Here is a 26,884-nt window from a genome sequence, read left to right as displayed (position 1 = left end):
TCAATGCGGGTTTTCCTGCGTGGCGGTGGCCGGGACGCTGCGTGCCGGAACGTTCCACCCGTCCACTTCGACGACCGGCGCGGCGGTTCCCTGCGCTGCGTAGCGCGCGGTCAGGATAATCGACTCGCCGGGCCACAGCGTGACGTCGTTGTCGCTCCACGTGATGGGCAGCGCGAGGTCGCCGTGCGCACCGCGCCGGATCGACACGTGCTGGAACAGCGCCACGGTCTTGGACGATACCGGCACCGACAACGTGACCGTGGTGACGTCATCGCCGCCCTCGTGCCGGGTCGTCGCGCGAACCTCGCTGGCTGCGGTTGGCAGGGAATGCAGCGCGGTCAGGTCGGCGTACTGCGTCAGCGGCGTGAGGTACCAGTTCGAGCGATCCCAGTCGAGCACGTCGGCTCGGGTGGACAGCCAGTAGACGTTGCGGCTGAGCGGCTTGCCGCCGGCGTCGGCGAGGTCGAGCTCGACGAAGTACGCGGACGACAGCCCGGCGATGGCCGGCAGCGTCGCCACCTGTTGCGCATGGTTGCCGGCGAGGGCGATGTCCTGCACGCGTTTCTCGTAGCGCACGCTGCCGTCCAGGTTGCGCACGCGGATGTCTGCTTGCAACCCGTGCGCCTCGTCCAGCGTGTGGTTCACCAGCACGATGGCGTGGGTGTCGTAGGCGTACTGGATGTGCAGCGGCTCGTTCGCCTTCTTGGCGCCGAAGTAAGCGCCCGCCGGGTTCATGTAGTAGTCGTACAGGTGCCAGTGCAGCGAGGGCCAGGCGTTGTTGAGCATCCAGTAGATCACGCCGGTGGAGGGATTGGCCGCGTCCATGTGCGCGTTGAACGCCTCGAACTGCGCGCGCACGTTGTCGTAGTTGTCGAGCTGGGCCTTGGCGACGTAGTCGGCGAGGCTGGTGGGCGCGCCGTAGCGGTGGGCCAGCGCGTTGTCGAACGGCGTCAGCACGGCGAACGGCGACCAGTCCGCGGAGGCGTGGTACTGGCGCAGTTCCGGGTACTTCCACAGCGCTTCCTGTTCCTGCGGCGACAGCATGCGCTGGAGGTCTTCCAGCCGCGGGATGGTGGCGCCGGCGCTGACCTCGGAGTCGAAGCCGAACGCGCCGCCCAGCTTGTCGGCGTACCAGTACGAAGGCGGGATCCAGTCGTACGGCCCGGCCATCTTCATGCCGGAAGGGCCGGTTACGGCGGTGCCCTGGGGCGTGGCCGCCGCGATGATGGGCAGCGGCCAGTCCGCGGCGCGCAGCGTATCCACGTACATCCTGGCGATGGCCGGCGGCGGCGCGTTGTCGCTGCCGATCAGGAAGCCGATCACCGAGGGATGGTTGCGCAGCAGGCGCGCCTCGCTGGCCATGGAATCCTCGGCCACCTTTTCGTCGTCGGCGCTCCACGGCGCGCCGCCGGTCTTGGCGGCCGATTCCCATTTGTCGCAGCACTCCCAGCCGGCCAGGATCAGGATGCCGTCGCGGTCGGCGAGGTCGTAGAAGCGCTGGTCTTCCAGCTTGCCTTCGCTGCGGATGGTGTTGAGGCCGAGGTTGCGCACGTAGGCGAACTCGGCCTCCATGCGCGCGGGGTCGTCGCGCAGGAACATGTCCGGCGCCCAGCCCGCGCCGCGGATCAGCAGCGGCTTGCCGTTGACGAAGAACTGGCGGTAGCCCTGCCTGGTGAGGCTGGAAGTGACGCTGCGTATGCCGAACGTGGCGCCGGCCTTGTCGGAGATCGCGCCGTTGACCGTGGCGGTGAGGTCGAGCCGGTACAGCGGATGGTCGCCCATGCCGATCGGCCACCAGACCTTCGGGTGATCCAGCGCGAGGCCCGGCGTGGTCTTCGGCGAGAACGCGACCACCTGCGCCTGGCCGGGCGCGAGGTGGATGGTCTGCCGCAGCGTCACGCCGGCCACGGTGCCGGCGATCGTCGCGTCGTGCGCCACCGTGTCGAGGTTCCTCGCCTCCACCTTCACGCTCAGCTCGGCGTGGGCAAGGTCGGGCAGCGACAGCGATGGGATCACCTGCGGCCAGCGCAGTTCCACCGGCCCGGTCTGCACGACGTCCACGCCGCGCCACGGGCCCATATTGTTGTCCGGCGGCGTGGGGTTCCAGTCCACCCAGCTCGTGGTCAGCGCCATCCGCGGGTCGGCCGGATGCACGTCCAGCGCGAGGGTGTTGGCGCCCGCATGCACCCACGGCGTCACGTCGATCTCGTGGACGGGGTAAGCGCCGGCGCTGTCGGCGACGCGGCGCCCGTTCAACCATACGTCGGCGCTGGCGATGATGCCCTTGGTGCGCAGCAGGGTGTGCAGGCCTTTCGCGCCGGCCGGCAGCATGAACTCGCCGCGGTACCACCACGGCGTCACGAACAGGGTGCCGCTGGAGTCCGGCACCTGCACGGCGCGCAGGTTGTCGCTGTGGAACACGTCCTTGTACGTGCCGTTTTCCAGCAGCCCGGCCATCACGGTGGCGCGGCCGCTGACCGGATACCAGCCCTTGGTGGCGTAGCCGGCGGCGGAGACTTCCGCGCCGCCCTGCTGCGCCTTCGCGCTGTCCTGGATCAGCCAGTGGCCGATGGCGGTGACGGAGCCCGCGCCGCCGGCCACCTGCGTGGCGGCCTGGTTCGCCTGCGCGTGCACGAGCGGCGCGGCGAGCAGCAACGCGGCCAGCATGGAAGGGGTATGTCGGATTCGGATGCGCATGGCGTCAATGTTCCCCGAGGTAGGCTTCGCGTATTTCCACCGGCGCGAACGGCCACGAGTGGTTGGCCCTGGCCCAGATCGCGAACACCACGACGCCGGCGAGTATCCACAGCCCGGACAGGATCAGCGACGAGGTGGAGGCGGATACGTACACGTAGATCCAGCCCAGCAGGGCGATCGCGCAAGGCACCGGGTAGAGCCACTGCCTGTACGGGCGTTCGAGCGTCGGCTGGCGCCTGCGCAGCACCACCAGCGCGGCGATCTGCGCGATGGACTGCACGATGATGGTTGCCGCCAGCAGCATGTTGATGACTTCGGTGAGATCGAAGAAGGTGCCGACGGCGGTCACCGCGCCCATCGTCAGCAATGCAACGTGCGGAAAGCCGAGCCTGGCGTGCAGGCGCCCGAACACGGACAGGAACACCTTCTCCTGCGCCGCCTGGAACGGCACGCGCGAGCCGCCCAGCAGGCCGGTGAACACCGAGGCGAACGCGGTCACGATGATGAGCACGGTCATCACCGCCGCGGCCAGGTGCCCCCAGCTGCGCTCCACCACCAGCGAGGCCACCGACTTGGACTGGGCGATCTCCTGCCACGGTGCCACGCCGAGCACGCTGATGTTGAGCAGCAGGTAGACGAACATCATCGCGATCACCGAGACGATGATGGAACCCGGCATGGTGCGGCCCGGGTCGCGCAGCTCGTCGCCGATGTAGGCGGTGGTGTTGTAGCCGAGGTAGTCGTAGATGCCGATCACCAGCCCCGCGCCCAGCCCCACGAAGAAGTGGTTGCCGAACACGCCGGCCGGCCAGGCGAAGGCGTAGCCCGCGTTGAAGTGCGAGAAGCCGGCCGCCGCCACGCCGATCACGGACACCAGCATGATGACCCACAGCGCGATGGTGATCGCGCGCACCGACTCGATGCGCCGGTACAGCATCCAGGTGACGAGGGCGGTCGCCGCCAGGCCGATCAGGTGCACCTGCCACCAGCCCAGGTTGGGGAAGAAGAACTGCAGGTACTCCACCATGCCGATGATGCCGGTGGACATCAGCAGCGGAATCGCCAGCAGCATCGTCCAGATGAACAGGAACGGCATCAGCTTGCCGGTGCGGTACTGGAACGCCTCGCGCAGGTAGACGTAGGTGCCGCCGGAGCCCGGCATCGCCGCGCCCAGTTCGGCCCAGACCAGGCCGTCGGCCATCGCCAGGATGGCGCCGGCGATCCAGCCGATCACCGCCTGCGGCCCGCCCATCGCGGCCACCATGATGGGGATGGTGATGAACGGCCCGATGCCGCACATCTGCGTCATGTTGATCGCGGTGCCCGAGAACAGGCCGATGGAGCGATGGAAGCCGTTGTCGCGGGCGGGTGGGTGGGCGCTGGAGTCCTGCATGGTGGCCTTGTCGTCGTGGGTTGCGTGCGTGCGCTGGTGGAGATGCGCTGCTTTTCTTCATCGTCATTCCGGCGCAGGCCGGAATCCAGTGACCGTATGACTCGATCAGGCGTGATCGCTACTGGATCCCGGCCTGCGCCGGGATGACGAGCGGATTGTCGAGCACTCATCAATGAGGCAAGGTCGAACCCTCTCCCCCAGCCCCTCCCCCGGAGGGGGAGGGGAGAAGGGCGACCGCCAGGATCGGGGCAGCGAGGGGGACTGCCAAGTCACCGCTCCGCTCACCACTGTCCTCGTATGCCGAACATGAACATGCGCTCGGAGAAGTTCGAGTGCGCGGGCTGGTCGGGCCACACGAGGTAGTAGCGCTGGTACTCGTTGGTGAGGTTGGTGCCGTCCAGGAAGATTTCCGCGTACTTGCTGAGCTTGTACGAAACCGACGCGTCGAGGTACTTCTGCGGCGCCTCGTACATCTCCATGCCGGTGATGCCGCCCACGCTGTCCTGCACCGCACGGCGCGAGCGGTAGTTGTACGCCACGCGCGCCTGGAAGCGGTCGTCCTGGTACCACAGGATGAAGTTGCCGGACTTGGTGGAGTTGTCCTGGAACGGGATCTCGTGACCGGCCAGATCCCGTTCGCCCGAGTTGCTGGGCGCGTAGGTGGCGTTCACTTCCATGCCCGTCCTGGACAGGATGCCCGGCAGGAAGGTGAAGCCCTGGCGGTAGTCGAACTCCGCGCCGTGGATGCTGTTGCCGGTGCCCTGCACGGGTTCGGTGATCACGATGCAGTGGTTGCGCACCACGCCGTCCTCGTCGGGCAGGGTGCAGTTGGTCACGCTGCCGTTCTTGATGAAGCTCTGCATGTTGATGCGGAACAGCGCGAGGCTGAGCATGCTGGTGGGGTTGATGTAGTACTCCAGCGACGCGCCGTAGTTGGTGGAGCGCCACGGGTTGAGGTTGGGGTTGCCGTTCGACTGGCCGTCCGCGACGCGGAAGATCGGCCCCTGCGGCGTCTCCATCAGCGAGTAGTCGAGCTGCAGGCCGCCGCCCCAGGTGCTGAGATCCAGCGGCATCATGTTCTTGGAATAGGCCAGGCGGAACTTCAGGCTGTCGGTGATATCCAGCGAGAAGTTGGCCGACGGCAGCACGTCCTGGTAGCTGCGCCGGGTGACGGAGGTGCCCACGTCGGCGGGCTCGTCGCCGTACGAACCGGGGTCGCCGCTGAGGTGCTGGGTCGTGGCCAGGTGGGTGCGGATCACGCGCACGCCGACGTTGCCGCTGTAGGGCATGTCGCCCAGCATGCCGCTGAAGTCGCCCTGCAGGTAGCCGGTCAGCTCCTTCAGCCCCACGCCCCAGGTGGTGCCCGGTTCGCCCACCTCGACGGTATCGGGATAGAGCGACTTCCAGTACGAGACCGGGTTGATCATCGCGGACGGATTGATCGCCCAGAAGTTGATGCCCGAGCCGAGCAGGTTGGTGTATTCCTTCCAGTTGCCCGACAGCGGCGCCGGCGTCTTCGGCATGGAGATGGCGGAGATCGGCCCGGCGCGGAAGGCGCCCTGGTCGTTGCCGGCGGTGCACGAGCCGCTGTCCATCACCACGTCGGCGCCGACGTAGCGCACCAGGCATCCGTTCGGGTCGCTGGCGCCCATGCCGGCGTACACAGGCGTCTCCAGCGTCCAGCCGATGTTGTCGGCATGGCGGATGCTGTTGCGCAGGCCGAATTCGAGCTTGAAGCCGTCCTCGAAGTCGTACTTGCCGTCGAAGCGCAGCGCGTTGAGGCTCACCTGGCGGTCGTAGTCGCCGGCGGATTCCAGCGTCTTCATCGTCCAGCCGTTCGGGTTGGCGAAGTCGGCGGCCAGCGAGGAGGGCATGCTGATCGTGAGGTAGCGGCCGCCGAAGTTCGCGATGATCGGCACCGTGTTCTGCGGCACGCCGTTGGCGTTGAACACGCGGTTGCCGCCGAGCTGCGACGGGAAGACCATGGTGCCGGGCGGTACGGCGGAGGCGCTGCCGTCCACCATCGCGTTGGGCCACAGCGCGCCGTCGGAATCGGAGATGTTGACGTCGGTTTCCATGTTGGACTGGAACGCGGTGTCGCGCACGCCGCGCAGGCTGGCGGTGAACGCGCCGCCGTTGTCGTAGTCCAGTTGCAGGTTGAAGTTCTTCGCGTTGGAACTCTTCTGCGTGATCTGCGAGAACGACTCCACGTCGCCCGGCCACTTCTCGTACACCTGCGTGGTGTACATCTGCATGCCGTTCCAGTCGGGATCGGGCGTGCCGTAGGCGCCGAGCGCGGGGCTGCCGGTGTTGCGCGACTGCAGCGGCACGTAGGTTGCGCCCTCCCAGTTGGTGGAGTTGAACTGGATGCCGACGTTGCGATCCCACTCGCGCTGCTGCGAGTAGAAGTAGTCGCTGGTCAGGCTGAAGCCGTTGCCGAGATCCATCTGGAACGAGGCGTTGGCGGACTTGCGCTTGCGCTGGGTGGTGGTGTCGTAGAGGCCGAAGTTCTGGCTGCCCATGAACACGCCGTTGGACTTGCCGTCGCCGTTGACGTCCACGCTGCCGTCGGCGTTCTGCACGATCTGAGAGGGGATCGGCGCGCCGTTCCAGCCGGACAGGAAGCCGTTGTAGCCGCCCGCGCTGGCCGCGTTCTCGCCGTTGAGCACCACGCCGTACTGGTCGAGGCCCTCGCTGGCGTTCATGCGCGTGGTGTCGGAGAAATCGGCGGACACCAGCAGGCCCCACTTGCCATCGTCGTTGTACGAGATCAGGCCGTTGGCCTCGGGGCCCCATTTGCTGGTGCTGCTGCCGCGCTCGCCGTTGGCGGAGTAGCTGTAGGTGAAGCCGCTGGGCAGATCCCAGGGGCGGTAGGTGTGCAGGTCGATCGCGCCGCTGATGCCGGCGTCGGTCTCGCTGGCGGTGGCCGACTTGACCACGTCCACGCCGTGGAAAAGGGTGGAGGGCAGCATGGTGAAGTCGGGCTGCTGCGAGTCGATCTGATCCGCCGTGATGAACACTTCGCCGTTCAGCATGGTGCCGACCTGGGGCAGGCCGCGCACGTCCACCGAAGTGCCCACGCCGGCGTCGCGGTTGATCTGCACGCCGGTGACGCGCTGCAGCGAGTCGGTGATGGTCACGTCGGGCAGGGCGCCGATGTTTTCCGCGGTGATGCTGTCCTGGATGTTCGGTGCCTCGCGCTTGATGTCGATGGCGCGCATCTGCGACGCGCGCACGCCGGAGACGGTGACGGCCGACAGCGTGACCGCGTTCTTCTCGGTGTCGGTCTTCTTCTTCGCGTCCGGCGACGGCGTGGCCGGCGCGGTTTGCGACGAGGCGCTTTGCGCGCCGGCGGCGTCCGTCTGCGCAGGCGTGGAAGCCATGGCCGAAGTCGACACGACGGCGAACAGCGACATGGATATGGCAAAGGACAAGGGATGCTTGCGATGTGCGGTGGACATGGGCTTTACCTCGTGGTTGATGCCGGTCGAATCTCGGGTGCTCCGCGGTGTTCCAACTCGTGTAGCCGGGCGGCGCCCGCTGCCGGCGCCTTGTTGCGATGTTTCTCGATCCCCTCGCCGTGGGCTTGCGCGCCACGGCGGTTTCCATCCGGTGTTGCCGCGCGGGCGCGTGCCCGCGCTTGCCGCCTATTTCGAGAACGCGATGCGCGCCAGCGCCCACTGGCCGTCGCGTGGGTCGCCGGTGGCGAAGATGCACAGCTCGCGGACGCCGGCCCCCACCGGTATCGTCAGGTTTGCGTCGAGGCGGTTCTGTCCTTTTGCCTGCGCCGCCGCCAGCGGCAGGCTGGCCAGCAGCGGCCCCGCGCAGGAACCGGCGTGGATCTCGAACTCGCCCGCCGCGCTGGCCTTGCGGCGCACCACCGCGCCTTCGGCCTCGTCGCCGAAGCGCCACGCGATGCGTTCCACCTCCAGCGCGACATGCTTCGCGCCTGCCAGCGAGGCCTGCGGCCACAGCCAGCACGCATTGCCAATGTCCACCGCATAGACCGGTCGCGGCCCCTGCGCCGGCCGGCTACCGTCCAGGCGCGAGGGCGGCTGTTGCGAACAGGTGGCGAGCGCGCTGCCGTCGCGGGTGAGCAAGGTCGTTTCGTCCAGCACCTGCGTGCGCGGCGCGGCCAGTTCGAAACCGTCCGCCGCGAACGTCGCGGCGCGCAGCGTCGTGCCGCCCGGCAGCGTGAGCGGCTGGGCATAGCGCGTGGAGTCTTCCGTAGGGGCGGAGCCGTCCGTGGTGTAGCGGATCGCGCCGAATCCCGTCTGGCTGGAAAGTTCGACGCGGAACGCGCCGTCGGCGCCGGCCGCGACGTGGAAGGCGGGCGCGAACGCGCCGTCGGCATAGCCGATGCCCAGCGCGCGGTAGCGCGCCAGTTCGGCGGGCAGGCGTTGCAGGAAGCCGTTCCAGTCGTGCGCATCCGCGGGCGACCAGCCGAGTTCCGCCAGCGCCGCGATGCGCGGGAACACCGCGTGCTGGTCGTGCGCGAAGGTCGGCATCTGCTCGGCCCACAGGCCGGCCTGCACGCCGACGATGCGCGCGGCCTCGGTGGCGCTGGCGCCGGGCGGCACGACGGTGGTGTCGTAGGCCTGGCGCAACGTGGCCATGGGCGCGGGGCCGGCCCATTCGTCGGGCAGGGCGGACTGGTAGTGGTCGAAGTACAGCGATTCCTGCGGCGTCATCACCACGTCGTGGCCCTGCCGGATCGCCTGCAATGCCACGCGCTCGTGGTCGTCGCCGTGCCACGACATCACCACCTGCGAGGCCGGCAAGGTGGCGCCGGCGACCAGTTCGTCGTCCCAGCCCACCGGCGTGCGCCCGTGCTGCACGAGGTAGTCGGCGAGCCGGCCGATGAACCAGCCCTGCAACTGATCCATGTTCGCCAGGCCCAGCTTGTGCATCTGCGCGCGCACTTCGGGCGAGGCGTTCCACTGCCGTTTGTCGGCCTCGTCGCCGCCGAGCGAGACGTACTTCGACGGGAACAGCCGCATCACCTCGTCCAGCACGTCGTCGACGAAGCGCAGGGTCTTTTCGTCGGGCTTGAGCAGCCACGGGCTGACGCCCCAGTCCGTCCACACGGCCGGTTGCTGGCCGGTGACGCCCAGCCACGGATAGGCGGCGATGGCGGCCTGCGAATGGCCGGGCAGGTCGATCTCCGGCACCACGTCCACGTAGCGCGCGGCGGCGTAGCGCACGATGTCGCGCACCTCGGCCTCGGTGTAGTAGCCGCAGTAGGGCTTGCCGGCGGCGCCGGTCAGCTCGCCGTCGGTGCCGACCGCCTGGCGGCAGGCGCCGGTTTTCGTGAGCTCGGGATACCGGGGGATTTCCAGGCGCCAGCCCTGGTCTTCGGTCACGTGCCAGAGCAGCACGTCGAGCTTGTCCAGCGCCATCCAGTCGATCAGCCGCTTGATGTCGGCGACGCTCTGGAAGTGCCGCCCGGAATCCAGCAGCAGCGAGCGCCAGGCGAAGCGCGGGTGATCGTCGATGGTGCCTGCGGCCACCTCGGCCGGCGCGTTGCGTCTCCAGCCGGGCGGCGTCAGCAATTGCCAGAGCGTGACGCTGCCGTAGAACGCGCCGCGTGGCGTGCGTGCGGTGACGCGGATGCCCTGGTCGTCCACCGTGATGCGATAGCCCGCGTCGCCCACGACATCCGCACCCGGGTTCACGTCGAACGTGATCGCGGGATGAGCGGCGGCATCGGCGGTGATGCGCAGGTGCAGGCCGCGGACGTCGGCCAGCCGCTGCATGAGCCGCTCCGCGATGGACTGCACTTCCTCGCGATGCGCGCCACGTACCGCGATCGCGGCGCCATCCGCGATCTCGACCGCACCGGATCCGGCAGGGCGGGCCAGCACCGGTTGTGGCAGCAGCGACCATGCGGGCACGGCGGGCGCCGCAGCGGCGCCGCCGCTGGCCGCCAGCCACGCGATGGCGATGCGCCGGAACAGCTTGGCTGGCGCGACGCGGCTCATGCGGCCAACCGCCCGAGGTACCACCGGGCCGCGCCCAGCACGCCGTGGCGGCCATGCTCCGTTACCCACACTGGAACCTGCGAAAGCAATGCACGTGCGCTGCGCCCATGCAGGAAGCGTTGCTCGAAGGCGCTGCGTTCGAGCAGCGCGAACATCGAGGACAGGAAGCCGCCGGCCAGGTACACGCCGCCGGTGGCCATGAAGGCCAGCGCGAGGTTGCCGGCCAGGCTGCCCAGCGATGCGCAGAAGATTTCCACGGCTTCCATGGCCAGCGCGTCGCTTCCCGCTGCGGCCGCGGCGGTGACGGCCTCGGGTGTCGCCAGCTTCGGCGCCTCCCCCTGCAGGGTGCACAGCGCCGCGTACGCGGTCAGCAGGCCGGGGCCGGACACGATGCGCTCGAACTCCACGTAGCCGCCGCCCGGCGCCAGGTGCGCGAGGATCTCGCGCTCGCGGATCGAGTTCGGGGCGTAATCCATCTGGCCGGCTTCCGTCGTCAGCACGCAGCCGCCGGCCGGGCCGGGTACGTGCACGGCGGCACCCAGGCCCGTACCCGGCCCGATCACCAGGGTCGGGCCGTTGCCGGGCGTGGTTGGCCCGCACAGATGGCGGCCGCCACGGGCGAGATCGCCGTCGAGCGCATGGCCCAGTGCCTCGAAGTCGTTGAGCACGGCCACGTCGTCCAGCCCAAGCGCGTGGCGCAGGGTCGGCAGGTGGATGGGCCAGGGAAGGTTGTCATTGGCCACCTCGTCGCCCAGCAACTGGCCTGCGCAGGCCAGCACGCAGTGGCGCACCGGCTGCCGCACCTCGGCGTTGATGAATGCCTGCAGCAGCGCCGACAGCCGCGGGAAATCCGCGCACGCGAACTTGCGGTAGGCGAGCACCTCGGCCATGCGCCCGCCGGACTGGGCGGCCCGCATCAGCGCGACGCGCGCGTGCGTGCCGCCGATGTCGGCCGCCAGAAATGGCGTCGCCGGTATCCCGGCCAGTCGATCCGCATGGTTCGTTGCCACGTCCAACGCGCTCCCCCGCAATGGCTTCGTCACCAGCTTGAAACCTTGTTGACACCGGTGTCAAGTATCGGCGCAGCATATCGGTGGCGCGCCGGAGCGGGGCATTCAAAGGGGAGTGGTTGCGACGGAGGAGCTTGTGATGACTGGCTCCGGGCACGAAAAAGCCCGCGGTTGCGCGGGCTTGGGATGTCTTGCCGGGTTGTGCTGTAACCGCCTGCAACCCTCGCTTGGTACCGGTGAGAGGACTCGAACCTCCACTCTGTCGCCAGAAGCGGATTTTGAGTCCGCCGCGTCTACCATTCCGCCACACCGGCATGTGGATTACACATTATGCCGGGATCAGTGCACCGGGTCGAGGCCCAACTGGCGTTCGCAGCGCTCGTAGCCGGATTCGCCGGCCAGCGGCTGGAACACCGCGCAGTGGGTCATGTTGCCGGAGTAGATGTGCAGGCTGACCGCGATGTCGTGGTCGCTGGGGTTGCGGATGGTGTGGTACTCGTGCGGCGGGATCAGGCTGCCGGCGGAACCGGGGCCGGCCTGCACCGAGCCCACCGGCTGGAAGCGGCAATGGCCGTCGGCGTCGTCCATGCGCTCGTACTGCACCACGTCCAGCGCGCCGCGCCAGACGCCTTCCACGCACCACATGCCGGCGTGGTCGTGGATCGGCGTGCCCTGGCCGGGGCCCCAGGTCATCGCCACCACGCAGTAGCCGTGGTCGTCGCTGCGGTACAGCTCGCGCCGCGCGTAGCGGCCTTCGGCAGTTTCCAGCACGCAGTCGGGCAACTGGATCTGGTTGCCGCGGATCAGCTTGCACAGGCTGTTGCGCAGGCTGTCGGTGATCGCCGGCGTGCTGTTCTGGGCGACGGCGGTGTCGATGGCATCGATGAGCTGGCGACAGCCTGGGAATTCGGTGGTGAGCATGGCGACTCCACGCAAAGCCTGAAAGGGTCAGGTGATTATAGATTCGGCGGTCGGTCATGACGAATGGTCATGAGCGGCGCCCGCAGCGGCGTCCTGCCGTTCAGGAGCGGACGCGGGAATGTTGCGGTGCGTTTGTGCCGTGGTGGATCGAAGCGCGCCGATGTTCGACGGCTACGCGCTGCGCAACGGGCCGAACCGGAGCGAAACGCGGCTGATCGTCGTCTGCGACGAGCACGGCAACTGCCACGACCCTGTGCCGCCGCCGACCCATGCCGCGCCGCCGGGTGCCATGGCAGGCGGGGCCGGCTTCGACTTCAGGGGCTTCGGGTCGCGCGTGTCCGCGTTGCCGGTTCCGCCGTCAGGCGCTGGAGGCCCCGCAGATATGCGCCGCGCGTGCCGGAGGTGCCTGTTGCCATGGTCTGGAAAGATTCGTTTTCGATCCGGAGCAGATGCTTCGGGTCTGCGCAATACAATCCATCCAATCGGGTCAATTCACAGGGGGGCTGGGCATGGGAACCGTTTGTCAGGCATGTGGCTACGAAAGAAAGCCGACCGATCAGGCGCCTGACTGGCAATGCCCCGCTTGCGGCAAGGCGTATGCGAAAACCCTGCAGGAACCACACCGGCCGCTGGCGCCCTACGAGGATGACCCCAGCGGGGAACCCGATGACGAACCGCACGAAGACCCCTGGTTCCAGATGGGGCTGAAGGCGATTTTCAGTGACAGATCCGTATGGCTCAAGGCTCTTGTCTGCCTGCTTCTTTTTGCTTTTTTCCCGGTTGTTTCCGTGCTTTCCGGTGATGTGCCGGCATCCGACCTCATTCTGCACAGTGATCTTGGATCCACTGCGTTTCTTGCCGTCACGATGACGGCGATAGCGGTTGTGGGAAAGGTCGCGAGTGCGCGGGTTGATTTCAATGACCCACGATCCGTACTTGTATTTGCGGCCCCACTCATCGGGATCGCCCTTGTGTTGATTTTTCTCCCTGGGGCGATTTCGCGACACAACCAGGCGCATGACGATGCCAGGATTCGGTATAACGGGTTGCGGGCCAGGGCGGAGGTCGTCCACGTCTATCAAGGTGTCTTGTACGGAACGCGTGCGATTCACTCCTACTACGTGGAATACGCGTTTGTGCCATCAGGCCAGACGGAGTCCGTACACGGCTACGCATGGCTCGGAGACGATGGCGACCCCCATGTCGATTACGCGCGTTCGAACGGTCAGGTTCCGATTGCCTACGAAGTCGGTCATCCCGAAGTCTCCGAGCTGAACTTCGATGATGAAGTTTTTCGCCGCGACTATGGCGCAAGCCCCGGTGGCATGGGGAGCTTGCTGATCCGGGGCGTATTGGTGGTGGTCGCGGTCGTGGTCTTTCTCAACTGGCTGCGTTCTAGAGGGGGAATGCAGCAGTGATCCTTACTTCGCGGGCCGGTTTTTGCTGGGACGACGAGGAAATCAGGGCCTTCAGGCCGTAATCCGCACCGGATTCAGAGCTTCGCCAGGAAACTGCCGATGGCGCGGCTGTAGTTCTCGATGTCCACCAGGAAGGCGTCGTGGCCCTGCGGCGAGTCCAGCGCCACGAAGTCCACCGCGGCGCCGGCGGCGCGCAGGCCGTCGGCGATCTGCTCCTGCTGCTCCAGCGGGAACAGGATGTCGGTGCTGACGCCGATCACCAGCGCGCGTTCGACGCGGATGCGCTTCAGGCCTTCCATCACGTTGCCGCCGCCGTACTCGGCGGTGTCGAACCAGTCGCTGGCGCGCGAGAGGTAGAGGTAGCTGTTGGGGTCGAAGCTGCGCACGAAGCGGCGGGCGTGGCCTTCGAGGTAGGACTCCACCTGGAACTCGAAGCCGAAGGGCTGTGCGGCCTGCTGCTCTGCGCGCTGCTCGGCGTCGAGGCGGATGCGCGCGAAGCGGCCGTTCCATTCCATCGCCGAGCGGTAGGTGATGACGCCCAGCTTGCGCGCGATGCTCATGCCCATGTCGGGATAGCGCGTGCCGTCGGCACTGCCGTCGTGGGGGCCGATGTCGTAGTGGCCGCCAGCCCAATCGGGATCGAGCCGGATCGCCTCGCGCTGCAGCGAGCGGATGGCGATGGCGAAGGGCTGCGCCTGCGGCGCGGTGTCCACGCTGACGTGGGCGCGCACGGTGCCGGGATGCAGCAGCATGTAGGCCAGCGCGGCCATGCCGCCCATCGAGCAGCCGACCAGGCAGGCAAGGCGTTCTATGCCGAGCTGGCGCACCACTTCGCGGGCCGCGTTGGCCACGTCTTCCAGCGACAGCTCGGGGAAGTCCAGCCGGTACGCCTCGCCGGTGGCGGGGTTGGTCGAGGCGGGGCAGGTGGAGCCCTTGTCGCTGCCCAGCGAGTTCACGCAGACCACGAACCAGCGGTCGGTGTCGATGGCCTTGCCGGGGCCGGCCATGCCTTCCCACCAGCCGGGCGTGGGGTCGTCCGCGCTGGACATCATGTGCGCGCTGGGCGAGAGGCCGGTGAGCACGAGGATGGCGTTGTCGCGCGCGGCGTTCAGCGTGCCCCAGGTCTCGTAGGCCACGCGCGCGCCGTGCAGCGTGCCGCCGCGCTTCATGGCGAACGGCGAGGGCAGGTTGCAGTAGCGGCGTGCGTCGGTCACTCAGTGCACCTTGTCGATGGTGAGGGCGATGGGCGTCTTGCGTCCGGTGTCCACGATGCCGGCGCTGCCTTCGAGGTCGCCGGCTTGGGCGATGGGCTGGCCGTCGTGGCTGATGCGCGCTTCCACCACCACGCGCGCCACCGAGGAGAGCTTCAGCTCCGGTGTCATCGCCATCGCGTCGCTGAGCGTGACGGTGGCGGGCAGCGCGCTGGCGGCCAGCTTCGCCACGGCCAGCGGCATCGGCGGGCCGCCCACGGCGCGGGCGAATACGTAGAGCTGGTCGCCGGCCTGCAGCTTGTTCTTGAGCGCGGGGGCGAGGCTCACCTGCACGGTCAGCGTGGTTCCTGGGTTGGTGGCAGGTGCGGACTCGGCGGAAGGTTTGATGCCGGCGCGGGCGTCAGCGTTGGCGATCTGTTCGGCCACGGCCTTGGCGACCGTCGAGCCGGGTTCCAGCAACGGTTGCAGCCTGCGCCAGGTGGCGGCGGCGTCCGCGTATTGCGCGTGCTGGAACTGGCTGATGCCGAGCAGCCACAGCGCGCGCTGGCTGTCCGGCTGCAGTTCCAGCGCGCGATGCAGCCGGTCGAGGGCGCGGCCGTCGATGCGGTGGTCGCTGCGTGCCATCGAATCGGTTTCGGCCCAGCCCACCAGCGCGGTCACGTCATCTGGCGTGAGCTTCAGCACGTGATCCCAGGCGTCGCGCGCGTCGGCGGGCTGCTTGAGCGCGGTGGTGGCTTCGGCAAGCAGGGCCCAGCCCTGCGCGTCGTTCGGCTGTTGCGCCAGGTGCGTGCGCAGGTCGGCCAGCGCCTGCTGGAAGTCCATGCGCTTGGGCGCGGCGGGCACGCCGTCCAGCGCGATGGGCGTGCCGACGTGCAGGTACAGCGCGCCGGCGCCCAGCGGCAGCAGCAGTGCTATGCCCAGAGCCAGCGCGAACACGCCGCGCGAACGGCCGTTGCGGCGCCCCTCGCGCAGCAGCGGCACCAGCAGCAGGGCCAGCGCCACCGCGAGCATCGCGGCGGCGGCCAGATAGAACGCGAGCTTCACCAGTCGTCCCCCGTGTCGGCGGGCTCCGCGCCAGCCGGGTTGTCGTTCGCGCCAGCGGCACCGCGGCGCCGGCGTATCGCCACCGTCACCACCGCGGCGCCGGCCAGCAGGATCGCCAGCGGGCCGAACCACAGCAGCCAGGTGGCGGGTTTCAGCGGCGGGTCGTACAGCACGAAGTCGGAATAGCGATTCACCAGGTACTGCTTGATCTCGTCGTCGCTCTTGCCCTGCTGCATCAGCTGGAACACTTCCAGCCGCAGGTCGCGCGCGAGGTCGGCGTTGGAGTCGGCCAGATCCTCGTTCTGGCAGACCATGCAGCGCAGCTGTTTCGTCAGGTGCTGGAAGCGCACTTCCTGCGCGTGATCCTTGAACGGCAGCGGCTCGATCGCGCCGGTGGCGGCGAGCGCGTGGCCGGCGCAGGCCAGCAGCGCGGCGAGCAGCAGCGCGCGCGGCTTCATGGCGTCTCCCGCTGCACGGCGGCGATGGCCGGCTGCAATTCCCGCGCGATCACCTCGGGCGTGAGCGGGCCGATGTGCTTGTAGCGGATCACGCCCTTCGCATCGATCAGGAAGCTCTCCGGTGCGCCGTACACGCCGAAGTCGATGGCGGTGCGGCCGGGCCGGTCGGCGACCACCACGTCGTAGGGATTGCCGCGGTCGCGCAGCCAGGCCTTGGCGTCGTCGGGCGCGTCCTTGTAGTCGTAGCCCACCAGCGCGATGCCGAGCTGGCGGCCGTCGGCCATCAGCACCGGGTGTTCCTCGGCGCAGGCCACGCACCAGCTGCCGAACACGTTGAGCAGGTAGGGCTTGCCGAGCAGGCTGGCCTTGGTGACGGTCTGGTCGGGCGCGTCCAGCTTCGGCAGCGCGAAGTCGGGCGCGGGCTTGTTGATCAGCGGCGAGGGCACGTAGCGCGCGTCGTGCCAGGTGTTCCACCAGATGCCGAAGCCGAACAGGCCCACCAGCGCCAGGAACACGATGAGCGGCACGAAGCGCTTCACGCCGGCGACTCCTGCGCCGCACCGGATGTCGCCGCCTCGGCGGCGATGCGCTTGATGCGGAAGCGGCGGTCGCCGGCGGCGACGAAGCCGCCCAGCATCATCAGCACGCCGCCGCCCCAGATCCAGCGCACGAAGGGCTTGTAGTACAGCCGCAGTGCCCAGGCGCCCTCGATGTTGTTCGCGTCCATCGGCTCGCCCAGCGCCACGTACAGGTCGCGGAACACGCCGGCGTCCACCGCCGATTCGGTCTGCACCTGTTCGTGCGAGTAGGTGCGCTTCTGCGGGCGCATCGTCGCCACGGTGGCGCCGCCCTGCAGCACGGTGACCACGCCCTGGTCGGCGTGCCAGTTCGGGCCCACGGTGCGATGCACGCCGTCGAAGCGGAAGTCGTAGCCGGCGACGTGTTCGCTCTGGCCCGGGGCGAGGCGCACGTCATGCGTGACGCTGAGCGATTCGGACAGAAGCACGCCGATCACGAACACGCCCACGCCGAGGTGCGCCAGCAGCATGCCGGCCATCTCGGCGGGATAGCGCCGGCCGCGCGGCACTTCGCGCCAGCGCTTGTACGCGTACAGCAGCACGCCCACCGCGATCCACACCGCCGCCGCCACGCCGACGATGGCCTTCGACTGCCCCTGCACGAAGAACGCCGCCACGATGGCGCATGCCGCCGCGGCGATGCCCGCGCGCAGCGCGATCGCCTTCAGCAGGCCGGCATCGGCCTTGCCCCAGTGCAGGAACGGCCCGAACGGCAGCAACAGCACCACCGGCGCCATCAGCAGCGGGAACAGCAGGCCGAAGTAGGGCGGCCCCACCGAGATGCGGCCCAGGTGCAGCGCGTCGCCGATCAGCGGGAACAGCGTGCCCAGCAGCACCATCGCCGAGGCCGTGGCCAGCATCAGGTTGCCGATCAGCAATGCCGTCTCGCGCGAGACGATCTGGAAAGGCCGCCCGCCCGCCACCTTGGGCGCGCGCAGCGCGTACAGCAGCAGCGAGCCGCCCACCACGATGGTGAGGAAGATCAGGATGAACACGCCGCGGCGCGGATCGGAGGCGAACGCGTGCACCGAGGTGAGCACGCCCGAGCGCACCAGGAAGGTGCCCAGCAGCGACAGCGAGAACGCGAAGATCGACAGCAGCAGGGTCCACGCGCGCAGGCCGCCGCGCTTCTCGGTGATCGCCTGCGCGTGGATCAGTGCCGCGCCCACCAGCCACGGCATGAAGCTGGCGTTCTCCACCGGATCCCAGAACCACCAGCCGCCCCAGCCCAGTTCCGCATAGGCCCACCAGCTGCCGGCCACGATGCCGAGGGTGAGGAAGCCCCAGGCCGCGTTCGTCCACGGCCGCGCCCAGCGCACCCAAGCCTGTTCCACCTCGCCGCCCAGCAGGGCCGCGATGGAGAACGCGAACGCCACCGAGAAGCCCACGTAGCCCATGTAGAGCACGGGCGGGTGGAAGGTCATGCCCGGATCCTGCAGCACCGGATTCAGGTCGGCGCCGTCGGCCGGCATCGGCAGCAGGCGGCCGAACGGGTCGGAGGTGAACAGGATGAAGGCGAGGAAGCCGATGGCGACCAAGCCCATCACGCCGATCACGCGCGCGGCGAACACTTCCGGCAGCTTGTGGCTGAACGCGGCCAGCGCCACCGTCCACGCGTTGAGGATCAGGATCCACAGCAGCAGCGAGCCCTCGTGCGCGCCCCACACCGCCGCGATGCGGTAGTACCACGGCAGCGCGAGGTTGGAGTTGTCGGCCACGTACTGCACCGAGAAATCGAAATGCAGGAAGGCCCACACCAGGATCAGGAAGGCCGTTGCCACGAACACCGCCTGGCCGGCGGCGGCGGGACGCGCCACCGCCATCAGCGCGCGGTTGCCGCGCCATGCGCCGACCAGCGGCAGCACGCCCTGCGCGATGGCGAGCAGGAAGGCGAGCACCAGCGCGAGCTGGCCGAGTTCGGGGGTCATGGGCTCTTGTCCTGCGCGGCGGCCTGCTTCACCTTCGCGTCCGCATGCGCCTTGGCCATCGCGTCCTTCAGCTCCTTCGGCATGTAGGTCTCGTCGTGCTTGGCCAGCACCTCGGTGGCGACGAAGCGCGCGCCGGCCATGTGGCCGGTGGCGATCACCGACTGGTTGTCGCGGAACAAGTCGGGCAGGATGCCGGTGTATTCCACCGGCATCGCGCCGCCGGCGTCGACCACGGTGAAGGTGACCTGCAGCGAATCCTTGCTGCGCTGGATCGAGCCGGCCTTGACCATGCCGCCGAGGCGGAAGGTCTTGTACTGCGCGGCCTGTCCCGACTGCACCTGGCTGGGGGTGAACAGGTAGTTCATGTTCTGCTGCAGCGCGTACACCACCAGGCTTATCGCCAGCGCGGCGGCGACCGCGACCACGATCACGAGGGTGAGCCTGCGCTTGCGGGTGGGGTTCATCGGCATGGCGGGTCAGTTCGTTGAAGATGAGGGGCGGCGTTCGCGCGCGGCCTGCCGCGCCAGCCGGCCGCGCAGTTCGCGCAGGATGCGGCGGCGGCGCAGCCGCGGCGCCACGCTGTCGGCGATCAGCACGATGAAGAACACGGCATAGGCGGGCCACACGTAGCCTGCGTAGCCGCCCATCCTGAAGAAAGCGGCGGCTTCGCCGCTCAGCACGAAGAGGTGCGACAGCGCGCTCATCGGCCGGCCTCGGCTTGCGCGATCCCGCGCACCCAGTCCTTGCCGCCTTCCAGCGCGAGGATGTCGGTGCGCGCGCGGCGGCACAGGCTGGCCGCGTAGTAGCACTTGGTGGCCAGCGTCATCGCCAGCAGCGGCCACAGCATCTCCCACGGCATCTTGGAGTGGCCGAAGATGTTCACCGTGCTGCCCTGGTGCAGCGTGTTCCACCACACCACCGAGTAATGCACGATGGGCACGTTGATCACGCCGATGATGGCGAGGAAGCTTGCGGCGCGCGCGCCCTGGCGGCGATCCTCGAAGGCGTGGTACAGCCCGATCACGCCGAGGTAAAGGAACAGCAGCACCAGCTCCGAGGTGAGCCGCGCGTCCCACGTCCACCACGTACCCCACATCGGCTTGCCCCACAGCGAGCCGGTGACCAGGGTGATGAAGGCGAACGCCGCGCCGATCGGCGCCGACTCCATCGCCACCACCTCGGCCAGCTTGATGCGCCACACCAGCGCGATGAAGCCGGACACGCCCATCATCGCGTAGACGAACATGCTCATCCACGCGCTGGGCACGTGGATGAAGATGATGCGGTAGGCGTCGCCTTGCTGGTAATCCGGCGGCGCCAGCACCAGCCCGCCGTACAGGCCGACCGCGCCGAACAGCAGTGCCAGCCCCATCGCCCACGGCCACACCGCGCCGGCGAAGCGGTAGAAGGTCGGCGGCGAGCCCAGCTTGTGCAACCAGAGCGGAATCCAGGTAGACATCGCTTACGAGTCCAGGGCAATGCGCAACGCTGCCGCGCAGGCCAGCGGCGCCAACACCACGCAGAGGATGAGTGCGGCGGCCAGCCACGCGACCGGAGCGAACCACGGAAGCCCCTCTTGGGCGGCTGCAACCGCGCCGGCCGCGAAGATCACCACCGGCACGCACAGCGGCAGCAACATCAAGGCCAGCAGCATACCAGAGCGCCGCGTGCCGGCCGTCAGCGCCACCAGCACCGCGCCGAGCAGGCTGAGCAGCGGCGTGGCCAGCAGCAGCGCCAGCAGCAGCGCAGGCATCGCAGCGGTCGGCAGGTGCAGCATGCCGGCCAGCAGCGGCGCGATCACGATCAGAGGCAAGGCCGTGGTGAGCCAGTGCGCGAGGATCTTCATCCCCAGCATCAGTGCCAGCGGCTGCGGCGCCAGCACCAGTTGCTCCAGCGAACCGTCCTCGATGTCGCTGGCGAACATCGCATCCAGCGCCAGCAGCATCGCCAGCAGCACCGTCACCAGCACCACGCCGCCGGCGATCCGCTGCAGCAAGGCCAGATCCGGCCCCAGCGCGAACGGGAACAGTACCACCACGATCACCGCGTACAGCACCGGCATCGCCAGGTCGCCGCGGCGGCGCCAGGCCAGGGTGAGATCGCGGCGGAGCATGGCGGCGCAGGCGCGCGGGAGCGGGGTGCTCATGGCGCAGCCTTCCGCAGTACCACAGCCATTTCCCTTTGGGCCAACAAAGCGGAGTGGCTCGGGTGCTGGTAGGTGACCGAAAGCTCGCGGCAGACGAGCCAAGGCTCAGAAGAGCGGAAAGATCGTCGCGAGCACCCGCCCCTCACCCCAACCCTCTCCCCGAAGGGGAGAGGGAGCTTGCCCGCTTGGCCGGAACCGCACGCCTGCATTCGGCAGGCGACCGAGAGGTTATCCCTGGTGAGCTTGCCTGCGATGGCATGCGATGGTTCCCGGACATGCTTACGCATGCAGGCGTATCCGTTGCGGCTCGCCGCCATGGAATCCCACCGCTCCATGGCTGCTCACCAGCGCCGCGCCGCCTTCGGCGATGTGCCGCTCCAGCAATCGGTTGACCAGCGCGATACCGTGCCGATCAAGGTTTGCGTAAGGCTCGTCCAGCAGCCACAGCGCAGCCGGTTGCAGCAGCAGGCGCGCCAGTGCGGCGCGCTTCTTCTGTCCTGCGGAAAGCCGTCGTACCGGTTCGTCTTCGTAGCCGTGCAGGCCCACCTCGTCCAGCGCTGCATCCGGCGCGACGCCGTCGCGGCAGCCGTGCAATCCGGCGGCAAAGGCCAGGTTCTCGCGCGGGCTCAGCTCGTGCTTCTGCCCCAACTGGTGGCCGAGGAACAGGATCTCGTTCGCGCAGGCGTCGTGCCGCCACGGCGCACCGCGCCAGCGCAGTTCGCCTTCGCTCGCGTGCAGCAAACCGGCCAGCAGGCGCAGCAGGGTGGACTTGCCGCTGCCGTTGTCGCCCTCGACCAGCGTCAGTTCGCCCGCATGCAGCCGGAAATCCAGCGGCGCGAACACCGGCTCGTCCTGGCGGTGGAAGCTCAGGCGGCGTGCTTCGAGCAGGGGCATGGCGACGGAGGCGGCGGTCATCCGCCGCATTCTCCGCAATGCCCGGCGAGCTTGTCCATGCGGCGCGCTGCCGCTGCGGTCACGCCAGCATGCGCAGTTCGGCGGGGCCGTCGGCCTCGCCGTGCACGTAGGCCAATTGCGCGTGCTCGCGCATCAGCGTGTCCAGCGTGGGCACGTCGGCGCCGATCACGAACAGGCTGGGTTCGCTCCAGCCGGTCTGGCCCACGCCGATGGCGGGATACACGGCGACCTGCGGTAGCCTGCCCAGCGCATCCACCAAGGCCTGCTGCGCAGCGAGGTTTTCCGCGGGCGGTCGCCTGCGCGCTTGCGGGTTCCACGCGGTGATGAAGCCCCACGGACGCGCGCCGACGACGGTGGCCAGTTCGGCCGGCAGCGGCAGGTCGATGCGGATGGCCGCCCAGCGCACCGTGTCGAGCACCACGTGGTAAGTGGTGTTGCGGAAGTCTTCGAGCAGGAACTCGTTCATGGTGCGGCGTCGGCGGGGCTACAGGGGCAGGGGCGGCAGCCGAGCTTGCAGCATTCGCGCCGCCGCGTCGAGGTCGATGGCGTCCGCATTCGGTGCGTCGCGCAGGATTTCTTCCAGCAGCGCGTCCTGCATGCGGCCGCGTTCCAGCGCATAGCCGTAGGGCAGGTGCGTGAAGGTGACCATGCGGTAGCGCGCCATGAAATGCTTTGGCGCGCGTTCCGCCAGCTTCGCGCCCAGCGCCCGCTTGGCGAGGTAGTGCGGGTCGGCCACCGAGTCGCGCATCTCCACGTAGTTCTCCAGCGCCATCGCGGCGATCGCATTGGCGTTGGGCTGGCGGATGCGCTGGAACTCGGCGAACACGCCGGCGCTGTCGCCGGGCGCGGCGGCGAGCAGTTCGGTCAGCGTCACCGTGTCCTCGAAGCCGCAGTTCATGCCCTGGCCGTGGAACGGCACGATGGCGTGCGCCGCGTCGCCCACCAGCAGCGCGCGGCCGTCGAGGTGCCAGCGGTCGAGATACAGCGTGGACAGCGTGCCCATCGGGTGCCCGGCATAGTCCGCGTCGAAGCGCGGGATCAGCGGCAGCAGGTCGGAGAAATCCGCGGCGAAGAACGCGCGCGCCGCCGCCGCGTCGGGCAGGGTGGCAAAGCTGGGATGCGCGCCCTGCGCGGGCAGGAACAGCGTCACCGTGAAGCTGCCCTCGGCGTTTGGCAGCGCAATGCACATGTAGCCGCCGCGCGGCCAGATATGCAGCGCGTGCGGTTCGATGGCGAAGCGGCCTGCGCCGCCGGCCTGCTGCACCAGCGCAGGAGGCAGGGTGTCGGCGGCGGGGATTTCCAGTTCCTTGTAGCCGTGGCCCAGGGGCTCGATGCGCTCGCCCAGCGGCGCATGGGCGTTCATCGCCGCGCGCAACGCCGAACCCGCACCGTCGGCACCGATCAGCAGGCCCGCGTCGTGCCCGCGCATGGCACCGGTTTCGTCGGCCAACTGGATGCGGCTCTGTCCGAAATCCGCACCCGCCAGCGACTGGCCGAAATGGAAACGCACGCCGGATGTCTCAGCCGCATCCAGCAGCAGCATGTTCAGCGCACCGCGCGACACCGACCAGATCACCTCGCTGTCGTCCACGCCGTAGTGCTGCAACCCGCTGGTGCCGTCCGGCGCATGCACCATGCGCCCGCGCATCATCACCGCGCGTTGCAGTACCTGGTCGGCCAGCCCCGCCGTGCGCAGCGCCTGCAAGCCGCGCTCGGCCAGCGCGAGGTTGATCGAGCGCCCGCCGAGGAAGCCCGCGCGGCGCGGATCGGGGCGCTTCTCGAACACTTCCACCGCAAAGCCGCGCTGCGCCAACTGCCGCGCTTGCAGCGCGCCCACCAGGCCGCCGCCGATCAGGGTGATGCGAGGAGCTTGCGTCATGGCGCGTTCCGGGAGAGGGGTCGCGACACTGTTCCGCATGCGGCGGAGGACTGCAACACTGGTCGGAGTGCCGCGCCGGTTATCGAGACCGGGGTTGCTTCAGTCGCTCACTGGCCGAGTGAGTTATCAAAGGTGATGGATGTGACCTTCACGTCCCCCAGTTTCTCTTGCGCCGCTGCAAGCAGTTGAGGATCGGCATTGTAGACATCGCTCGTAAGCTCATCGTTGCTTTTGCCGAGACGTTTGCCTTCCTCTTCCATCATGTTGAAGAGATCATCGTTGTCCTTGTCGCCAAGAATGGTTCCCGTGAACTGCACCTCAAGCCAACCATCTGCGTGGCTTCCTCCGAGAGTGGCACTGATGCTTGGATCCGTGGAGGCGCCGCATTCGGATGGCCCCGCACAAGACAAGGTGGGGCCGGAGGCTCCTCCCGCATTGAACACATCGGCAAAGGTGAGTCGTGTAAGGTCGAATGCCGGCTCACTCGGCAGCATCGCCTGCATCGAAACGGTACAGGTTGGGCCGATATCGAGGGAAAGCGCTTGAACGGTGTTCTGGGAGATGTTCGCCGTGACCCGGCAGCCATCGACCTGGTAGGTGCGTGTCTGTTTCCCGTCGCCCTCATCGTCGATCCGCTGCGCAGGCCCGGTCATCGACTCTACCCAAGCCGGGTTTCCACCTATGGCACCGGGGACGAAGAGCTTGGAGAGTGTGGAGGGTAAGGCAGGGGAGGCGGGTAAGGCGGCATTATGGTTGCCCTGTGCCTTGTCCTGCTTTTCATGGTCATGGATGGATTCGCCGATCTTGCCAAAAAGAGAATCCTTCGAGCACGCGGTCAATGTCAGTAATGCAGCAAGAATCACTAGTGGTTTCATTATTACTTATCCTGTCGCGAGGATGGATGGTGCTATGCCGTGCGAGTAACGATTTCTCGTTTTGATATTCATTCTGCATGGCCTTGCGCGGGTCCTGCTGGCTGATCTGAAAATGTGATGCGGCGGGATAGCGGCGGTCTGGGTGGTTCGGTCATGGATGTTTTCTTGGCGGCGCGACGATCCATCCACTGGAAGAATTCCGTCAGGATGCTGAGTGCTCCAAACGTTACCGCTATGAAACCCTCGATGTTTGATGCATTTATAAAAAATAGAATGATCATTGCAATGAGAGTGCATGTTTCAATGAAATAACGAGGCCACTTGATTGCAACGGCCAGCAGGCATATGAATAACAGGATGCATTGTGCCCCCATGATGCCAAGGACTTGGGCTGCATTGGAGATTTCATTGAAGAGATCGTTCATCTTACTTCCCTAGGTTGAAGCCATGACCTGCATCGAAAGTAATAGGTAAGGTCAAAGTCGATTTCGTAGGTATGTCGTTCTTGAGGTATGGAAGGTATTGGGACTTGAGGGCGGCCTCGATGGCGGCCTTGTCCAGTTCGGGGTATCCCGAGCTCTGTTGGATACGGGCGCTGACGGCGTGGCCGTCGGCATCGACGGTCACGAGTACGTTGGCTATGCCTTGATGGCGATTTCGAATGGCCTGGGGCGGGTAACGGGCTTGGAGCGCATGGACGATAACTGGCCCTTTGCTCTGATCCGTATTGGTTCCCGGGGGTGTTTGTGCGGAAGCCGCTCCTGCATTGAATGACAGGGCGGTGATAAGGCACGACAGGATCAGTGCCTTGCAATGCTTCATCATTTCAACTGTCTCCTCAATGGTGAGGGTTCAATCAAGGTGCGGAGAGGCTGTTTGTCTTGTGTGCGCCACCATTTCGACTGAATTAACTAGTGAGTGGGCGCTGCGATATTTCCTGGATTTCCTATTGAGCACACGTAATTCGGAAGCAGTTCGACCGAGGCATACCATTGCACGAAATGCTTGGCAAACAAGAAGAACGCTACCTGATCAGGCGGGAGAGAGCCCCCTTCGATGGTGCCTCTTGCCATGCGCGCCATATTTAATTCATCGTTTGCGATTGAATATGGTTCTGTTGCAGAGTGTAGCTGCACAAAAAATGAGTTGTCGTGCGAGACTAAGCGGCATCGTGATAGATGATTTTCGGAGATTTCTGAATTCATTTCTGGTTCGGAATTGTTGTCAGTGGAAAATACAAGGACACCCATGTCCGGGTTCTGGGTGATTACTTCTCCGATAACATATGGTGGTTTAGGTGGATTTTGCTTTAATGTAAATGTATCTATGCCAATAATCCGATATGAGGAATAAGAGATCGGCGCGAGCTTTGGAGGGGAGGAGGCTGCGAGTGAAGATCCGGCTACGGCCAGATATGCCAGCAAGGCCATGCTGAACTTCATGGCTTTTTCTCCAGCGAACCACTAAAGGCGTGAGCTTCGCTCTCCTCAAACCAGTACCCATCCACATCGCCGCCGCGTACGGTTCGGAATACGATCTTGCATGGATAGCCTTCCTCGCCGTTTTGGAACGATGGGGCCATGTCGGAATGGAATTCGTGGCCTTGCTGGCGTGCGACGCCTTCTCGTCGCCAAAACCCGTGCTCGCCCCAGCCGCCTGTGAGGTCGAAGGCGATCTCGCTGTCGCGCACGATGAACGAGCGAACCTCGACAGGATCGCCGTCCTCGAAATACAGAGTCCCCGAATACATGGTGTCGCCCCCTGGTTCGATGGAGCCGTGCCAGCGGAGACTTCATCCCGTTGCCCTGCGTGGCGGCGTATCCGCCACCTTCTGTCGCTGGCGAGAGCCTCGAAGAATCCCCGTTGCCACTGCGAAAATTGAAGCCCTTGGTTCGGCGCTTCCTTCCTTGTAAGTATTGGATCTCCGAACTTTTACTGTCAAGCCATGGCCGCACGACACTGGTTCGGAATCCCCATACCGTCAGGAACCCCGTTCACGGAGCCTGCGGATGAAGCATTTCGGCGATCGCCTGCGCGAGGCGCGCGTGGCCGCGGGAATGACGCAGGAGCAGCTCGGCTTTGAACTTGGCGTCACCAAGTCGTCGGTGTCGGCCTGGGAGAACGGCCGCGAGACGCCCAGTTTCCGGATGCTGCCGGAGCTACGGCGCCAGTTGCGGCGCTCGCTGGACGAACTGATCTGCGGCATCGGCCCGGTCGACGCATCGCCGGAACGTGTAGTGCGGGATGTTGCCGACGAGACGTCGCCACTGGCTCGCGACGAGAAGGAGCGGGCACTGTTGGTGCGCTACCGCAGGCTGCTTCCCCGGCAACGGGCCGCGCTGCTGGATTTGATCAAGCAGGCGGAGTGACGTTGCAAGGGGGCGGCGATCCCGTGTCGGGGATCATGGTGCATGGATTCCGGGAAGCGCC

General features: G+C 67.1%; 25 protein-coding genes and 1 tRNA gene. 2 read left to right on the top strand and 24 right to left on the bottom strand.

What is annotated here, in order from left to right; all coding sequences use genetic code 11:
• The 7 genes from ACZ5Z2_RS11575 to ACZ5Z2_RS11545 form a co-directional block, all read right to left on the bottom strand.
• Positions 1-2,697, bottom strand: coding sequence for a glycoside hydrolase family 2 protein (locus tag ACZ5Z2_RS11575; protein WP_464758734.1), 2,697 nt, complete (start codon positions 2,695-2,697; stop codon positions 1-3).
• A 4-nt stretch (positions 2,698-2,701) separates the two neighbouring features.
• On the bottom strand, positions 2,702-4,090 hold the full coding sequence (locus tag ACZ5Z2_RS11570; protein ID WP_464758733.1) for an APC family permease: 1,389 nt from the start codon (positions 4,088-4,090) through the stop codon (positions 2,702-2,704).
• Positions 4,091-4,371: 281 nt separating this feature from the next.
• A complete protein-coding gene (locus tag ACZ5Z2_RS11565) occupies positions 4,372-7,551 on the bottom strand; it encodes a TonB-dependent receptor (RefSeq protein WP_464758732.1) in 3,180 nt (1,059 codons plus the stop codon).
• 186 nt (positions 7,552-7,737) lie between these two features.
• On the bottom strand, positions 7,738-10,071 hold the full coding sequence (locus ACZ5Z2_RS11560; protein ID WP_464758731.1) for a beta-N-acetylhexosaminidase: 2,334 nt from the start codon (positions 10,069-10,071) through the stop codon (positions 7,738-7,740).
• Entirely contained in the window at positions 10,068-11,081 is a 1,014-nt protein-coding gene (locus ACZ5Z2_RS11555; protein WP_464758730.1) for a glucokinase, read from the bottom strand. The genes ACZ5Z2_RS11560 and ACZ5Z2_RS11555 overlap by 4 nt, the downstream gene beginning before the upstream one ends.
• Before the next feature lie 228 nt (positions 11,082-11,309).
• Positions 11,310-11,395: transfer RNA gene (locus tag ACZ5Z2_RS11550), tRNA-Leu, on the bottom strand.
• Between the two features lie 25 nt (positions 11,396-11,420).
• Positions 11,421-12,002, bottom strand: coding sequence for a cysteine dioxygenase family protein (locus ACZ5Z2_RS11545; protein ID WP_464758729.1), 582 nt, complete (start codon positions 12,000-12,002; stop codon positions 11,421-11,423).
• A gap of 509 nt (positions 12,003-12,511) precedes the next feature.
• Between ACZ5Z2_RS11545 and ACZ5Z2_RS11540 the strand changes: the two genes are divergently transcribed.
• A complete protein-coding gene (locus ACZ5Z2_RS11540; RefSeq protein WP_464758728.1) occupies positions 12,512-13,420 on the top strand; it encodes a hypothetical protein in 909 nt (302 codons plus the stop codon).
• Between the two features lie 74 nt (positions 13,421-13,494).
• Here the strand turns inward: ACZ5Z2_RS11540 and metX are convergent, their stop codons facing one another.
• From metX to ACZ5Z2_RS11455, 17 genes are all read right to left on the bottom strand, one after another.
• A complete protein-coding gene (gene metX, locus ACZ5Z2_RS11535; RefSeq protein WP_464758727.1) occupies positions 13,495-14,634 on the bottom strand; it encodes a homoserine O-acetyltransferase MetX in 1,140 nt (379 codons plus the stop codon).
• A complete protein-coding gene (locus tag ACZ5Z2_RS11530; RefSeq protein ID WP_464758726.1) occupies positions 14,635-15,675 on the bottom strand; it encodes a tetratricopeptide repeat protein in 1,041 nt (346 codons plus the stop codon). It lies immediately after the preceding gene.
• A complete protein-coding gene (locus ACZ5Z2_RS11525) occupies positions 15,672-16,133 on the bottom strand; it encodes a cytochrome c-type biogenesis protein (protein ID WP_464758725.1) in 462 nt (153 codons plus the stop codon). Before ACZ5Z2_RS11525 ends, ACZ5Z2_RS11530 begins: the two co-directional genes overlap by 4 nt.
• On the bottom strand, positions 16,130-16,672 hold the full coding sequence (locus ACZ5Z2_RS11520; RefSeq protein WP_464758724.1) for a DsbE family thiol:disulfide interchange protein: 543 nt from the start codon (positions 16,670-16,672) through the stop codon (positions 16,130-16,132). The genes ACZ5Z2_RS11525 and ACZ5Z2_RS11520 overlap by 4 nt, the downstream gene beginning before the upstream one ends.
• Positions 16,669-18,639: a heme lyase CcmF/NrfE family subunit gene (locus ACZ5Z2_RS11515; RefSeq protein ID WP_464758722.1), complete on the bottom strand. Its 1,971-nt coding sequence runs from the start codon at positions 18,637-18,639 to the stop codon at positions 16,669-16,671. The genes ACZ5Z2_RS11520 and ACZ5Z2_RS11515 overlap by 4 nt, the downstream gene beginning before the upstream one ends.
• Positions 18,636-19,103 (bottom strand): cytochrome c maturation protein CcmE, encoded by a 468-nt coding sequence (gene ccmE / locus ACZ5Z2_RS11510; RefSeq protein ID WP_464761700.1) that lies wholly within the window; start codon positions 19,101-19,103, stop codon positions 18,636-18,638. Before ccmE ends, ACZ5Z2_RS11515 begins: the two co-directional genes overlap by 4 nt.
• A gap of 12 nt (positions 19,104-19,115) precedes the next feature.
• Positions 19,116-19,343, bottom strand: coding sequence for a heme exporter protein CcmD (gene ccmD / locus ACZ5Z2_RS11505; RefSeq protein ID WP_464758721.1), 228 nt, complete (start codon positions 19,341-19,343; stop codon positions 19,116-19,118).
• Positions 19,340-20,098, bottom strand: a complete 759-nt coding sequence (locus tag ACZ5Z2_RS11500) for a heme ABC transporter permease (protein WP_464758720.1) — start codon at positions 20,096-20,098, stop codon at positions 19,340-19,342. The genes ccmD and ACZ5Z2_RS11500 overlap by 4 nt, the downstream gene beginning before the upstream one ends.
• Before the next feature lie 3 nt (positions 20,099-20,101).
• On the bottom strand, positions 20,102-20,785 hold the full coding sequence (gene ccmB, locus ACZ5Z2_RS11495; RefSeq protein WP_464758719.1) for a heme exporter protein CcmB: 684 nt from the start codon (positions 20,783-20,785) through the stop codon (positions 20,102-20,104).
• 279 nt (positions 20,786-21,064) lie between these two features.
• Entirely contained in the window at positions 21,065-21,700 is a 636-nt protein-coding gene (ccmA, locus tag ACZ5Z2_RS11490) for a cytochrome c biogenesis heme-transporting ATPase CcmA (RefSeq protein ID WP_464758718.1), read from the bottom strand.
• Positions 21,701-21,758: 58 nt separating this feature from the next.
• Positions 21,759-22,166 (bottom strand): DUF3293 domain-containing protein, encoded by a 408-nt coding sequence (locus tag ACZ5Z2_RS11485; RefSeq protein WP_464758717.1) that lies wholly within the window; start codon positions 22,164-22,166, stop codon positions 21,759-21,761.
• An 18-nt stretch (positions 22,167-22,184) separates the two neighbouring features.
• Positions 22,185-23,579 carry an FAD-dependent oxidoreductase gene (locus tag ACZ5Z2_RS11480; protein ID WP_464758716.1) on the bottom strand — a complete coding sequence of 465 codons (1,395 nt, stop codon included), beginning with the start codon at positions 23,577-23,579 and terminating at the stop codon, positions 22,185-22,187.
• 107 nt (positions 23,580-23,686) lie between these two features.
• Complete coding sequence (locus ACZ5Z2_RS11475) at positions 23,687-24,454, bottom strand: hypothetical protein (RefSeq protein ID WP_464758715.1); 768 nt, start codon at positions 24,452-24,454, stop codon at positions 23,687-23,689.
• A gap of 68 nt (positions 24,455-24,522) precedes the next feature.
• Positions 24,523-24,879: a hypothetical protein gene (locus tag ACZ5Z2_RS11470; protein WP_464758714.1), complete on the bottom strand. Its 357-nt coding sequence runs from the start codon at positions 24,877-24,879 to the stop codon at positions 24,523-24,525.
• A gap of 1 nt (position 24,880) precedes the next feature.
• On the bottom strand, positions 24,881-25,279 hold the full coding sequence (locus tag ACZ5Z2_RS11465) for an energy transducer TonB (protein WP_464758713.1): 399 nt from the start codon (positions 25,277-25,279) through the stop codon (positions 24,881-24,883).
• Positions 25,280-25,365: 86 nt separating this feature from the next.
• Positions 25,366-25,896, bottom strand: coding sequence for a hypothetical protein (locus ACZ5Z2_RS11460; protein WP_464758712.1), 531 nt, complete (start codon positions 25,894-25,896; stop codon positions 25,366-25,368).
• A complete protein-coding gene (locus ACZ5Z2_RS11455) occupies positions 25,893-26,204 on the bottom strand; it encodes a hypothetical protein (RefSeq protein ID WP_464758711.1) in 312 nt (103 codons plus the stop codon). Before ACZ5Z2_RS11455 ends, ACZ5Z2_RS11460 begins: the two co-directional genes overlap by 4 nt.
• A gap of 259 nt (positions 26,205-26,463) precedes the next feature.
• Between ACZ5Z2_RS11455 and ACZ5Z2_RS11450 the strand changes: the two genes are divergently transcribed.
• The gene (locus ACZ5Z2_RS11450; protein WP_464758710.1) at positions 26,464-26,823 is read left to right on the top strand and encodes a helix-turn-helix transcriptional regulator; all 360 of its coding nucleotides are present in this window, start codon (positions 26,464-26,466) and stop codon (positions 26,821-26,823) included.
• Positions 26,824-26,884 lie beyond the last annotated feature (61 nt).

This window comes from Rhodanobacter sp. G1 (assembly GCF_055397855.1).
This window is presented reverse-complemented; position numbering and strand designations above follow the sequence as displayed.